General features: G+C 70.2%; 14 protein-coding genes and 1 tRNA gene. 7 read left to right on the plus strand and 8 right to left on the minus strand.

Translation table 11 applies throughout. The features are described from left to right. Positions 1-185: 185 nt before the first annotated feature. Positions 186-1211 carry a glycerophosphodiester phosphodiesterase family protein gene (locus tag ACQPXG_RS04040; RefSeq protein ID WP_433466254.1) on the plus strand — a complete coding sequence of 342 codons (1026 nt, stop codon included), beginning with the start codon at positions 186-188 and terminating at the stop codon, positions 1209-1211. Positions 1212-1376: 165 nt separating this feature from the next. On the opposite strand, the gene ACQPXG_RS04045 is transcribed toward ACQPXG_RS04040, so the two are convergent. Continuing rightward, positions 1377-2105, minus strand: coding sequence for an HD domain-containing protein (locus ACQPXG_RS04045; RefSeq protein WP_433466255.1), 729 nt, complete (start codon positions 2103-2105; stop codon positions 1377-1379). A 41-nt stretch (positions 2106-2146) separates the two neighbouring features. After that, positions 2147-2419 (minus strand): hypothetical protein, encoded by a 273-nt coding sequence (locus tag ACQPXG_RS04050; RefSeq protein ID WP_433466256.1) that lies wholly within the window; start codon positions 2417-2419, stop codon positions 2147-2149. 273 nt (positions 2420-2692) lie between these two features. Between ACQPXG_RS04050 and ACQPXG_RS04055 the strand changes: the two genes are divergently transcribed. Next, positions 2693-3919: an IS110 family transposase gene (locus tag ACQPXG_RS04055; protein ID WP_433464118.1), complete on the plus strand. Its 1227-nt coding sequence runs from the start codon at positions 2693-2695 to the stop codon at positions 3917-3919. Here ACQPXG_RS04055 and ACQPXG_RS04060 read toward each other — a convergent pair. Together ACQPXG_RS04060 and ACQPXG_RS04065 are read right to left on the minus strand one after the other, a co-directional pair. Then, positions 3890-4564, minus strand: coding sequence for a hypothetical protein (locus tag ACQPXG_RS04060; protein ID WP_433466257.1), 675 nt, complete (start codon positions 4562-4564; stop codon positions 3890-3892). The two genes, ACQPXG_RS04055 and ACQPXG_RS04060, sit on opposite strands and share 30 nt — an antisense overlap. Before the next feature lie 402 nt (positions 4565-4966). Then, positions 4967-5524 (minus strand): HdeD family acid-resistance protein, encoded by a 558-nt coding sequence (locus ACQPXG_RS04065; RefSeq protein ID WP_433469892.1) that lies wholly within the window; start codon positions 5522-5524, stop codon positions 4967-4969. A gap of 310 nt (positions 5525-5834) precedes the next feature. Here ACQPXG_RS04065 and ACQPXG_RS04070 point away from each other — a divergent pair, with 310 nt between their 5' ends. The 3 genes from ACQPXG_RS04070 (at position 5835) to ACQPXG_RS04080 (ending at position 7856) form a co-directional block, all read left to right on the plus strand. Further along, a complete protein-coding gene (locus tag ACQPXG_RS04070) occupies positions 5835-6272 on the plus strand; it encodes a DUF7144 family membrane protein (protein WP_433466258.1) in 438 nt (145 codons plus the stop codon). Then, complete coding sequence (locus ACQPXG_RS04075; RefSeq protein ID WP_433466259.1) at positions 6269-6772, plus strand: hypothetical protein; 504 nt, start codon at positions 6269-6271, stop codon at positions 6770-6772. Before ACQPXG_RS04070 ends, ACQPXG_RS04075 begins: the two co-directional genes overlap by 4 nt. A gap of 64 nt (positions 6773-6836) precedes the next feature. Then, on the plus strand, positions 6837-7856 hold the full coding sequence (locus tag ACQPXG_RS04080; RefSeq protein WP_433466260.1) for a diacylglycerol/lipid kinase family protein: 1020 nt from the start codon (positions 6837-6839) through the stop codon (positions 7854-7856). 39 nt (positions 7857-7895) lie between these two features. Here ACQPXG_RS04080 and ACQPXG_RS04085 read toward each other — a convergent pair whose 3' ends face one another. Together ACQPXG_RS04085 and ACQPXG_RS04090 are read right to left on the minus strand one after the other, a co-directional pair. Further along, positions 7896-8516, minus strand: a complete 621-nt coding sequence (locus ACQPXG_RS04085; protein WP_433466261.1) for a GyrI-like domain-containing protein — start codon at positions 8514-8516, stop codon at positions 7896-7898. After that, positions 8503-9087, minus strand: a complete 585-nt coding sequence (locus tag ACQPXG_RS04090) for a PadR family transcriptional regulator (RefSeq protein WP_433466262.1) — start codon at positions 9085-9087, stop codon at positions 8503-8505. The genes ACQPXG_RS04085 and ACQPXG_RS04090 overlap by 14 nt, the downstream gene beginning before the upstream one ends. A gap of 138 nt (positions 9088-9225) precedes the next feature. Between ACQPXG_RS04090 and ACQPXG_RS04095 the strand changes: the two genes are divergently transcribed. Then, a complete protein-coding gene (locus ACQPXG_RS04095; protein ID WP_433466263.1) occupies positions 9226-9873 on the plus strand; it encodes a dihydrofolate reductase family protein in 648 nt (215 codons plus the stop codon). A 24-nt stretch (positions 9874-9897) separates the two neighbouring features. On the opposite strand, the gene ACQPXG_RS04100 is transcribed toward ACQPXG_RS04095, so the two are convergent. Further along, a tRNA-Glu gene (locus ACQPXG_RS04100) sits at positions 9898-9973 on the minus strand. A 72-nt stretch (positions 9974-10045) separates the two neighbouring features. Further along, positions 10046-11734: a metallophosphoesterase family protein gene (locus ACQPXG_RS04105; RefSeq protein ID WP_433466264.1), complete on the minus strand. Its 1689-nt coding sequence runs from the start codon at positions 11732-11734 to the stop codon at positions 10046-10048. A gap of 23 nt (positions 11735-11757) precedes the next feature. Between ACQPXG_RS04105 and ACQPXG_RS04110 the strand changes: the two genes are divergently transcribed. After that, complete coding sequence (locus ACQPXG_RS04110) at positions 11758-12108, plus strand: metallopeptidase family protein (protein ID WP_433466265.1); 351 nt, start codon at positions 11758-11760, stop codon at positions 12106-12108.

Here is a 12108-nt window from a genome sequence, read left to right on the forward strand (position 1 = left end):
CGCCATCATTCGTTCAACACCGCACCAGCCGCCGGCGGCGTGTTCCGCGAATCTTCACCGTTCCCTCATATTCGGTTCCTGATCCGGGCCGGACCTCGGTCTTAGCTTCTCGGGGCAACACGAGCTCCGAGATCGAGGTTCCTATGTCGCTGCGACATGTTCTGACAGGCCTGACCCTTGCCTCCGTGATCGCCTGGCCCACGGCCGCGCAGGCATCGCCGGGCGGTGGGTGGCGCGTACCGCCGCAGAAGACTCATTTCGATCTGCAGGCGCACCGTGGCGGCCTCGGTATGACGACCGAGGAGTCGTTGGAGGGGTTCGGAAAGGCGATGCGCTTGGGCGTCACCACGCTCGAACTCGACACCCACGTGACGAAGGACCGGAAGGTCGTCGTCAACCACGACCGGCAGGTCAGCGCCCAGAAATGCCGTGACACCGCGCCCGCGACGCCCGGGGACCCGATGTACCCGTATGTCGGCAAGTACATCAAGGACCTGACCCTGGCCCAGATCAAGACCATGGACTGCGGGTACCAGCGCCTTCCGGGCTTCCCGGAGCAGGAACAGATCAAGGGCTTCCGGATGGTGGAGCTCAAGGACGTCCTCGACCTGGTCAAGAGCTACCACGCCAAGCAGGTCAAGCTGAACATCGAGACCAAGGTCGAGGCTGGAGCCCCCGAGCAGACGGCGCCGCGGGAGCTGTTCGTCCGTCGGGTCTACGAGGAGATCCACGCCTCGGGCATCGAGGACCAGGTCACCATCCAGTCCTTCGACTGGGGCGCGCTGAAGGAGATGCACCGGCTCGCGCCCTCCTACCCGCTGGTTGCGCTGACGAACTACGACTTCCTGCAGGTGGGCCGTCCCGGCGCGTCTCCGTGGCTCGGCGGGATCGACGCCGACGACTACGACGGCGACTTCGTGAGGGCCGCCGCCACCATCGCGGGCGTGCGGGCGCTGTCGCCCGTGTACGGGTTCCCGCAGAACGGCAAGATCGGCGACCCGGGTTTCCGCTTCTACGTCTCCAAGCCGATGATCTCCGCGGCGCACGCCCGGGGCCTGAAGGTCGTCCCGTGGACCTGCGACGACCCGGCCACCGTCGAGGCGCTCATCGACATGGGTGTCGACGGCGTCATCACCGACTACCCGAACCGCGTCCGCCAGATCATGGCCGACCGCGGCATGCGCCTGCCGAAGGCATACGACCCGCGCTGAGGACCGCCAGAGCCGTGGCTCGGCGGTCTCCTCGCCACAACGCCCGCCGCAACCACCGCCCGCACCGCCGACCCCAGCCGCCGAAGTCGACCGAAGCGGGTCGAGGCCCTTGCCGACCGGTAATGAAGCGGTGACGACGATAACCCGGCGGGGCGTGGCCTGGGGTCAGGTTGCCAGGCTCGGCTCGGTGTGGTCCTGGAGGATGGCCGCGAAGCGTCCCTCGGCGCGGTCGAGCTGGCCGGTGATGTGCCGCTTGATCCGGCCCTTCAGCGGGGTGTCCGGACGGGTGATCAGCTCCTTGAGCTCCGGGACGAGCGGCCGGTACTTCCGGGCCAGCTTGCGCAGCTTGGGGCCGGTGGTGTGGATCAGGCCGACGCCGTTGTCGGTGAAGTCCGAGACCTTGATGATCCGCGCCGCGGGGTGCCGGTCCAGGCTCTCGGTGACGTGCGCGCGGTACTGGGCGTGGACGTCGCGGCTGCGGTCGTAGACGGGGTTGGTCACGGCGCGGACGAGGTCGGCGACGCGCGGGCCGAACTCGGTGGCCAGCGTGTGCAGCGCGCCCTCCGTGGAGTCCTCGTGCCCGTCGCCGGCCAGCTCCGTGGGGTGGTCTTCTACCGAGTCGTGCAGCAGCGCGGCGACGAGGAGGTCCACGTCGTCCACCTCGTAGTGGCACATCACGCGGAGCGTCACGCGGAGCAGATGGTTCACCACCGGCTCGCGGACGCGCCGGTCCTGGCGGTGGAGGTCGCTCGCCAGTGCCAGGGCGGTGCTCAGCCGCCGCCAGTCCGGTTCCCGGAAGCGCAGGATCTCGCGGGAGAACCGGTCGCGGAGTCCCGCCTCGCCGTAGACCTCGGTGATCGTGTGGAGTGGGAGTGTCTGCAGGTAACTGGTCACCGTGGTCCCTTCTCGCGGTATCAGTACGACGCCGCCCGTGATCACCCGGTTCCGGCTAGGCGGGCGAACAGCGTCACGCCCAACTCGTAGGCCGAGAGGACGAGAAGGATTACCAGGAAGGCCGTCCAGGACGCGAACAGCAGCGCCACCAGCGCCGCCGCTACGAGGCCCGCGATGCGCAGCGCGTCCAGGTGTCTCGCGGCCTGCTGCCGCGGCCGCTCGCCGGTGGCGATGGAACCGGTGGTCGAGGCGAGCGCGCGGGCGCCCGACACGGTGTGGCGGCGCAGCGCCCTCGGCAGCCTGCCGGGTCCCACCAGGTAGGCCAGGACGGCGAGGACCAGACGCCTAATGGGAGCTGCCGGGTCGGAGAGACTCGGTGCCGTAGCCGCCAGCAGGTGAGCACTATCGACGCCGGAAGCAGTCGACTTCTGTGGTCAGACCGTGCCCCTGCTGGTCGGCCGGAGGGCCAGACCGCTGATGGGGTGGCGTGCCCGCCAGGTGTGGCGTGAGCACTGGATCCATTAGGCCGCGAGCCGTGTCTTCCGCAGGCTGCACGACAAGCGAAGTAGCTGACCAGGAGAGATCCGTTGCTGTTGATCGGCGATGACTGGGCCGAGGACCACCACGATGTCGAGGTCCAGGACCCATCCGGCCGCAAGCTGGCCGCCGCCCGGCTTCCCGAGGGTGTGGACGGCGTCGCCAGGCTCCACGAGCTTGTCGCCAAGTACGGCGGCGAGGCTCTCGACCCGGCCGACGTGATCGTGGGAATCGAGACCGACCGAGGCTCGTGGGTGCAGGCTCTGGTCGCCTCTGGATACCAGGTCTACGCGATCAATCCCCGGCAGGTCGCACGGTTCAAGGAGCGGTACGCCTCCTCCGGCGCCAAGAGCGACAAGGGCGACGCGCACGCGCTGGCCGATATGGTCCGCATCGACCGGGCCCAGCTGCGGCCGGTGGCCGGGGACAGCGCCCAGGCCCAGGCCGTCAAGGTCGTCGCCCGCGCCCACCAGACTCTGATCTGGGAACGCACCCGCACCTTCCAGCGGCTGCGCAGCACGCTGCGGGAGTACTTCCCCGCCGCCCTGAACGCCTACGCCAGCCTGGCCCTGACCAGCACGGACGCGCTGGAACTGCTGATCAAGGCACCCACCCCGGCGGCCGGGGCGAAGCTGACCCGCACCCAGATCACGGCCGTCCTGACCCGCGCCCGCCGACGCAACCGGGACGCCAAAGCGGCCACGATCCAGACCGCGCTGCGCCAACAGCAGCTCGGCCTGCCCGAGCCACTCACCGCCGCCTACGCTGCCACCGCCACCGCTCACGCCCGTGTGATCATCGCGCTGAACGAGCAGATAGCCGCGATGCAGGAGCAGGTGAAGGCCCATTTTCGAGCGCACCCGGACGCTGAGATCTACCTCTCGATGCCCGGCATCGCGGAGATCACCGGCGCCCGGGTGCTCGCCGAGTTCGGAGACGACCCCACCCGCTACGCCTCCGCCAAAGCCCGCAAGAACTACGCCGGCACCAGCCCGATCACCCGGGCCTCCGGCAAGATCCACACCGTCCAGGCCCGCTACGTGCGCAACAACCGGCTCGCCGACGCCCTGCAGACCCAGGCATTCGCCTCACTGCGGGCCTCACCGGGCGCCCGCGGCTACTACGACAAACAACGCACCCGCGAGGCCGGCTTCAACCCAGCGCTGCGCCAACTCGGCAACCGCCTCGTCGGCATCCTCCACGGATGCCTCAAGACCCGAACCCTCTACGACGAAGCAACCGCCTGGTCACATCACGCCCAACCCCAGGCCGCTTGACATCCAACGACATGGGGTGTCTGACCACAGCAGCCGGTCGCCGTGCGTGCGCAGGGACGAGAAGATCTCGTCCACCGCCACCGAGGCGCCCTGCCGGTAGACGCCCTCGGGAATGTGCTCAAGGAGGCGGTTCTGGACCGCCCGCATTCCCGCCGACAGCACCGTGGCGCTCACCGCGGTGGCTACGCCGAACTGCAGCACCGTGCGTCGCCGTCCGGGCGAGACGACCAACGCCAGCACGAGGCACATCAAGGTGCCGGCCACGAGCAGGGCAGGACCCTTCTTGAAGGCCAGGACCATGTCCTGGAAGCCGGTGAGATCGCTGTGGTGGTAGATGGTGATCTGACCGAAGTCGGCGGGCAGCGTCACCCCGAGCGCCTGCTGGACCTTGGCCTGCAGGTCGGGCGGGATCCGGCCCGAGGTGACGGCAGGCAGGTCGAGCTGCTTGCCGAACAGCGTCGGCAGCTCGCGCGAGACGGTGACGAGCACGTCGTTGATGATCGGCAGCAGGTTGAGCGTCACGACGCCGTCCTGGGCGCTGACCGTCTCACTCTCGCCCTTGACGATCGCCATGATCCGGGCGTGCGCGGACCGGTTCGCCTGCTCCCACAGCTCCCACAGCTCCCGGAACTGCTCGGTGCTCATGAACTCTTGCACCCGCCCGCGCAGGTAATCGTGGACGGAGTTGGAGAGGGGGCCTGTCGGTGTTCACCGACGTCCGAGCACCCCAGACGCCGACGACCGAGGCCACCAGGCCGAACCCGGCCAGCGCCACCAGCAGCGCCGCAAGCGTCCTGCGAACCCGCGGCCAATTCGGGTGTGCGCGGACGAGCCGGGCAGGCGGGCGCTCAGCCAGCCGCGCCCTCAGCTCGGCCACCTCGGCGCGCAGGCGCCGCACCTCCTCCTCGTCGCCACCCGGCCCGTCGCCGTGCGCGGCCCCGCTGGATTCGCGTTGAGCTCCCTTGTTCAGGGTGGGCTCGTCGCTGACACCCTCGTTCCGCGCCCGCTCGTCATCTGCGCCTTCACCGGCCGTGTGTCCGACGCCCATCACGAGCCTCCCGGGGTCGACACCTCCGTTTGGTTGTCGGCGTGACGGATCCAGAGGGCGAGGGCCGCGGTCAGCAGTCCCCAGGTGATGAGCCACAGGCCGACGAGCCATGTCAGTGCGGTCAGGGTGATCCCGGGCCACAGCAGTAGTAGGAGCCCTGCGAGGATGCACAGGCCCGCCAGGAACGCCGCCCCGCCGCGTCCCGGCAGGGACGGCTCCGCCAGCGTGGCGACGAGTCCGACCGTGCCGCTGATCAACCAGAACAGGCCGAAGAGGAGGGCCAGGATCTGGACGGTCTGGAGTGGGTCGCGCATGACGAGCACGCCGATGGCCAGCGACAGCACGCCCAGCAGCGTGAACAGTACGCGGGCGCCTCCGCCTGCCTCGTCCGCCGCGATGGCCTGCACGATCCGGTACACACCGTGGATCACCAGCTTGAGACCGAAGAGGAAGGCCACGACACGGATGGTGGCGTCCGGCCACGTCACGATGGCGAGGCCCAGCAGCGCCGAGAGGATCCCGGCGGCCGCGCCGACACCCCAGGCGCCGGTCGCCAGCCGCTTGGTGAACCCGCCCGGACGCCCGCGGGCTCGCCGCCGCTGCCGATGATGGCGCTGAGGTCATGAGATCCCCCTGCTCGCCCGACCCCGCCACATGTCTCGATGGAGCCGGTTGCGGGCCAAGTGCACCGCGTCGGCGCCCGAGCCCGCATCATCCCTGGCGGGTGAGTCGCGGCCGACAGCGGCGCGGCGGAATCGCCTCGCGTGGGGCCGCGCGGCTCCGCGAACTCATCCGCCGGGGGTGATCTGGGCACGGCCGTTCCGGCGCACGCTAGAGGTGGATTGGACTCGTTCAAGGGGGGCCGCCATGACCCGAAGTGTGCATCCTCAGGTCGACGCCGACCGCGCGCCGGTGAGCGGCTGGGCCGTCGGCTTCGCCGTCTTCGCCGGCTGCATGATGATCATGGTCGGGCTGTTCGGGGCGATCGCGGGGATCGCCGCGATCGCCGATGACGACCTGTACGCGATCCGCGGCGACTACGTCTTCAAGTGGGACGTGACGGCATGGGGCTGGATCCACCTGGTGCTCGGGATCATCGTGATCGCGGCCGGAATCGCCGTGTTCAGCGGACGGGCCTGGGCGCGCGTCATCGGCATCGCCCTGGCGTTGCTGAGCGCCGTCGCGAACTTCATGTTCCTTCCGTACTACCCGGTGTGGTCCATAGTGATGATCGCTCTGGACATCGCGGTGATCTGGGCTCTGGCGAGGTATTCAAGGCAGGCCGCCGCCGACACCTGGGGATGAGGGCGCTCCGGGACCGTGCCGGCGCCCCCGCGCGCGCCGACTACTCGGACGCGGTGTACGGATCGCTGCTGGCCGCCTCAGTGATCGCCGGGACCGGTTCGGGCGACCATCCGATCCCGGCCCGGTCCCTGGTGGCCCTCCTGCTCGCCACGGGACTGGTCTTCTGGCTCGCGCACGTCTACGCCCGGTTGACAGGGGATCGTGCGCGGGGCGCGGCGTGGGAGTGGACGGAGATCAGGGCTGTCGGCTCCGCAGAGTGGCCGCTGGTCCAGGCCGCCTTCCCGCCGGCCGCGGTGGCCTGCGCGGGCTGGCTCCTGGAGCTGGCCGACGCCACGACCGCATGGCTGGCGCTCCTGGCGGCGCTGGCCGGCCAGGTCGGCTGGGGCGTCGCGGCCTCGCTCCAGGTGGGTGCGCCGGCGAGGACGGTCGTCGTGTCGGGCCTGGTCAATCTGTTCCTTGGATTGGCCGTCGTCGCTCTGAAGACTCTGTTGTCGCATTGAGGATGCACTTGTGCGCGGTTTGAACGGTACGGCCCGATGGCGTGGCCGCGCCGCCCGGCGTCGGATGGCGCGCCTCTCCCTCGCGTCCGGGGGCGCGGCGGTACTGACCCTGCTGCTGGCCGCCGGGTTCAGAAGCCTTGTGCTGCTGGGGGCCGGACTGGCCGGGCTGGTCGTCACCGCGGCCGCGCTCTGGTGGGTGCTGACGCGGCGGGCTCTGGTCCGGGTGCTCGCCGGCGCATTGGCCGTGGCCATGCCGCTGGCCGTCGCGCTGTATTACGTAGCGCTGGGCCTGCTGTGGGTGGTCCTTCTGTCCGCTGGTCTGTGGGCGTTGGCGGTGGGGGCCGGACGGGCCGCGCTGAGAACGGGCGTCCAGGGCGCCGCCTCGGCGCCGTACCCGGCTCCGCCCCCCGCACAACCCTTCCTGATCATGAATCCGCGCTCGGGCGGGGGGAAGGTGGAGCGGTTCCGGCTCGCCGACAAGGCCCGCGAGCTGGGCGCCCACGTCGTCGTGCTCGACCCTGACCATCATCGGGACGTCGCCGAGCTGGCACGCCGGGCCGTGGCCGACGGCGCCGATCTGCTCGGTGTGGCGGGCGGTGACGGGACCCAGGCGCTCGTCGCCGAGGTGGCGGCGCGGCACGGCGTGCCGTTCATGGTCATCGCGGCCGGGACCCGCAACCAGGCCGTCCTGGTGAGCAACAACCCCTATCAGGGCGGCGATCCCGCCGGTCTCGGCCGCCGGGAGCGACTGGAGTCCGGCGTCCTCGGCGTCCTGGCGGTCAGTGTCGACAGCGCGGCACAGGCCGCCGGCCTGCTCCGCGGGCGGCGCGGCCCCGGCCTCACAGCGCTGACCACGGACGAGGTCACCGTCGATGCCGATGCCGCCGAGATCCCGGTCGGTGTCGACGGTGAGACGCTCACCCTGCCCACCCCGGTGACCTGCAGGATTCAAGCGGCCGCCCTGCGCGTGCGGGTGCCGCGCCACCGTCGCCGCGCGCTCCGCGCGAAGCCGATGCTGGACTGGCGCAGCCTGAACCGGCTGGCCTTCACGCGTGGCAGCAACTCCATGCGACGGAGGGCTTGATCGCCAAAGGGGGGCCACCCGAGCCCGGTCCTCGCTGCGTCAGTTCGCCGTTTGAACGGGCTGTCGGAGGACGGTCTTGAGTTTGGCGGGCTCGGTTCGACGGTGGTCGCCGAGGTAGATCTCGTGGTGGTGCCCGGACATGCGCAGGTTGTTGGCGGCGAGGTACTCGTGATGGAGCTTGGCGAGTACGGGTCCTTCGTCGTCGTAGGGGCCGACGTGCAGGAGCTGGGCGCTGGTGCCCTCGTGCAGGCTCTCGCGGCGGATCTCGGCGATCGCAGGGAGGCCTTTCTTCGCGAGCGCGCCCTGTTTGGCCTCGTCGATGAGGTCTTCGGTGATCCAGTCGGGTTGGCTGATGAGCATGCGCCAGTGCCAGGCGTCCTTGGCGCGGGTGACGAACACCTCGGGGTCGTCCGACCACCACAGTCCTTCGAGCGGCGCGACGACGAAGTCCCGGCCGAGGGCGTTCTTGCTGGTGAACTTGATCGTGTAGGCGACGGCGTAGAGCGCCTCGACGGCGCGGGAGTAGTCGGCGCTGGTGTTGGGGTCACCGTGACCGTCAATGGCGATGAACTGCTGCGCGGGCACGTCGACCAGCGCCCAGTCCGTGTTCCTCGGCGCGTAGCACTGCTTGCGTTCTCGTTTGACGTCATAGCGGGTCATGGCCGTCTGCCTTCCTGGTGGGGGATTGGTTGCCGAGTTCGGCGAGTTCCGCCCGGTAGGCGTCCAGCCAATGCTGTTCTGCGGCCAGCTGGCCCAGCGTGTAGTCGAAGATGGCGCGGACGAAACCGGGCACGTCGGGTTGGGCGTCGCGGGCCGCTCCGATGGCGGCGATCCTTTCCGTCAGGGCCGCGGCCCGCCGGTCGAGCGCGGCCCGCAGGCGCTCGGGCGGAATGACCGGCTGGTTGGCCAGACCGATCAGGACGGGCGGGAACACCGGCCGGAGTTCGGCCACAGCGGCCTCGGCCGACCGCGCGCACGCCCGGCGTCCCTCGGCCGTCGGGCCGTATACCCGGCGGGCCTTTCCTCGCGCCGCTCGCGGCGCGTCGACCTCGCTGATCAGGCCGCGGTCGCGGAGCCGGGCCAACAGGTAGTAGATCGAGCTGAAGCCGATCTCGGTCCACTCGCGCATGCCGCGGGTGCTGATGATCTCGTCCAGTTCGTAGCCGTGTCTCGGCTTCTCTACGAGCAGGCCGAGCAGAGTCAGCTCAGCGGGCGTCAGGTCGGCAGCCACCCTCCTATTCTAGTACTAGAATAGGACGCCAATGCCCCTGACCAACCACCAACGTTGTGATGTCGAGACGGCCGGGTCGGCTCCGACCTTCTTGTGACGGCACCGGAGGGTGTGCCGATCGATGGAAGGAGCACTCCGATGTCCGACGTCCGCGTTCACAACTTCTCGATCTCGCTGGACGGCTTTGCCACCGGCGCCGGTCACGCCCCGGACGCCCCGTTCGGTCACGCCGGCGAACGCCTGCACGAGTGGATGTTCGCCACCCGGTTCTGGTACGAGATGGGCGGCGCCCAGGGCGGCAGTGCCGGCGCCGACCACGCGTTCGCCGCGATGCACGGTCACGGCATCGGCGCCGAGATCATGGGCGCCGGCAAGTTCGGCCCGCCCGGCTGGCAGGACGACCCGGGCTACAAGGGCGCGTGGGGTGCCGACCCGCCGTTCCACACCCCGGTCTTCGTGCTCACCCACCGGCCGCGGCCATCGATCGAGATGGAGGGCGGCACCACGTTCCACTTCCTGGACGCCTCACCCGCCGAGGCGCTCAACGCGGCCCGCGAAGCGGCCGGTGGCCAGGACGTGCGCCTAGGCGGCGGACCTTCGGTCGTACGCGACTTCCTCACCGAGGGCCTGGTCGATCACATGCACGTGGTCCAGGTCCCGATCCTGCTCGGCCGCGGTGTCCGGCTCTGGGACGGCCTGGAGTCGCTGGAGGAGGCATACGACATCGAGGCGGTCTCCACGCCGAGCGGCGTCACCCACCTGACCTTCACCGCCAAGCACCGGTGACCGCGAAAGCCGCAGCCGGCTGTGTGGTACCCCCTACCGGATTCGAACCGGCGCTACCGCCTTGAAAGGGCGGCGTCCTAGGCCGCTAGACGAAGGGGGCCCGGGGTGGCGGGGTTGACCGCCACTCGACCCGGTCAAGTGTAGAGGACGCAGCGGGGCGCGGCGCAAACGGTTACCGCGGTTCGGTGGTGGGGGACGGGGTGCGGGTGGGGGACGGGGTGCGGGACGGCCAGTCGGAGGGGAACTCCGACGGGAACGGCGAGGTCGGGGACGCGGGCGGGGACGAGGCCGGCGGCTGCGGCTTGACGACGCGGTCCGGGGCGGGTTCGAGGTGCCGTTCGATCTGGGCGGAGGTGAGGCCGAGGCCGCCGAGGCGCAGGTCGTCCCAGCCCTGGAGGCGGTGGGTGGCGCGGCTGAAGTAGAGGACGGACAGCTCGATGGGGGTGGGCTGCTCGTGTTCGAGGCCGCGCAGGCCGGCGCCGCCGGTGGAGCCCTGGATGAAGAGGCGGCTGCCGGTGGGCAGGAGCTTCGTCGAGCGGGCGTGGGTGTGGCCGGCGAGGACCAGGGGACTGACGCCGGAGAACGCCTCGCCCTCGCTGGGGTCGTGGGTGACGACCATGTCGGGCAGGTTTCCGGAGTTGCGGAGCTCCTCGGCGTGGCGGAGTCCTTCGGCGCGGAGCTGGTCGGCGCCGACGAAGTCGTCGCGGGTGCTCTTGTCGGGGGTGAAGCGGGGGTCGCCGAGGCCGTAGATGCGCAGGCCGCCGACCTCTCGGGTCTGGCCGTCGAGGACGATGGCGTTCTTCTCCCCGGCGACGGCCTTCTGGGTCTCCTTGGAGTCGTGGTTGCCGCGGACGTAGACGTAGGGGATCTTCAGGCCGGCGATCGAGTTCGCGAACTTGTCCTCGGGCTTGCTGCCGTGGTCCATGAGGTCGCCGCTGTCGATGACCAGGTTGACCTTGAACTGGGTGCTGACGGACTTGATGACGCTCCAGGCGGCGGGGTTGAGGTGGATGTCGGAGACGTGCAGCACGCGGATGGTGGACGGGTCCGGCTCGTAGGTGGGGAGCGTCGAGGTGGTGGCGTACAGCTCGGAGATGTTCCCGACGAGGCGGGCGAGCTGGGCGCGGTAGGCGGTGAAGCGTTCGACGATGCTGCGGGCGTCGCCGACGACCTGGGGGGCGTTGGCGAGCAGGCCGGTGTAGCGGGGTTCGGCGATGGACTGCGGGTTGAACGTCGCCCAGGTGACGAGGGTGACGGCGGTGAGGCCGACGGCGGTGGACGTCAGGCTGAGCAGCGCGCGCCGCCAGGACCGGAAGAGCAGCAGGGACGCGACGAAGCCGGTGGCCAGCGCGGCCAGCGCGGCGCGCATCAGGAGCTCCACGATGCCGTGCCGGATCTGGCCGGCGATCTGGTCGGTGAGCCGGTCGAGCTCGGCGTCGTCCTCGATCAGCTTCTTGGCCTGCTCGGGGCGCAGGTCGGTGAGGCGGGCCTCCAGCGAGACGGGGCCGCCGTGGGTGTCGAGCCGGAGCGAGCCGAGGGGCGGCAGCTTCAGCGTCGTGCCGCCGTGCAGGGACGGGTGCAGGGTGAGCTGGACGTCGGTGGGCCCGACCGGGGTGACGTAGCGTCCGCCGAGGAGGAGGCCGATGTAGCCCCCGGCGAGGCCGATGGCGATGACGAGGGCGAACCGCGTCCAGCGGCTGGTGAGGACGGGCTTGGCGCCGCGGGCGACGGGAGCGCCGAGGGCACGGACGCGGCGGGCCGCGGGGGCGATGCGGGTGACCCGGGCCGCGTCGCGGGCGCGGGTGCGCAGAGCCGTGAGCATCGCGAGGGCGTGGGTCGACGCGGCACGGACCTTGGGCACGTGTTCCCCTTCTGTCGAGCAGAATGACCAGTGTGATCGAGTTGTCGCGAGAGGCGTTCGAGGATCTCGTGGGCGAGGCCCTCGACAGCATCCCGGCCGAGCTGACCGCCCACATGCGCAATGTAGTCATCCTCGTCGAGGACGACGCGCCCGAGCGCGGCCTTCTCGGCCTGTACCAAGGCGTACCCCTCACCGAGCGCGGCGACTGGTACGGGGCCGTCCTGCCCGATCACATTTCGATCTACCGCAATGAGATTCTCCGGATATGCGACACCGCGGATGACGTGGTGGAAGAAGTCCGGATAACGGTCGTGCACGAGATCGCCCACCACTTCGGGATCGACGACGAACGGCTGCACGAGCTCGGATATTGA

Source organism: Spirillospora sp. CA-128828, assembly GCF_050945415.1.
Lineage (GTDB): Bacteria > Actinomycetota > Actinomycetes > Streptosporangiales > Streptosporangiaceae > Spirillospora.

What these genes read in the sequence shown, in the direction of transcription:
- ACQPXG_RS04060 (WP_433466257.1), bottom strand. Translation starts at nt 4,564, where the DNA reads ATGAGCACCGAGCAGTTCCGGGAGCTGTGGGAGCTGTGGGAGCAGGCG.
- ACQPXG_RS04070 (WP_433466258.1), top strand. Translation starts at nt 5,835, where the DNA reads ATGACCCGAAGTGTGCATCCTCAGGTCGACGCCGACCGCGCGCCGGTG.
- ACQPXG_RS04075 (WP_433466259.1), top strand. Translation starts at nt 6,269, where the DNA reads ATGAGGGCGCTCCGGGACCGTGCCGGCGCCCCCGCGCGCGCCGACTAC.
- ACQPXG_RS04080 (WP_433466260.1), top strand. Translation starts at nt 6,837, where the DNA reads ATGGCGCGCCTCTCCCTCGCGTCCGGGGGCGCGGCGGTACTGACCCTG.
- ACQPXG_RS04085 (WP_433466261.1), bottom strand. Translation starts at nt 8,516, where the DNA reads ATGACCCGCTATGACGTCAAACGAGAACGCAAGCAGTGCTACGCGCCG.
- ACQPXG_RS04095 (WP_433466263.1), top strand. Translation starts at nt 9,226, where the DNA reads ATGTCCGACGTCCGCGTTCACAACTTCTCGATCTCGCTGGACGGCTTT.
- ACQPXG_RS04110 (WP_433466265.1), top strand. Translation starts at nt 11,758, where the DNA reads ATGACCAGTGTGATCGAGTTGTCGCGAGAGGCGTTCGAGGATCTCGTG.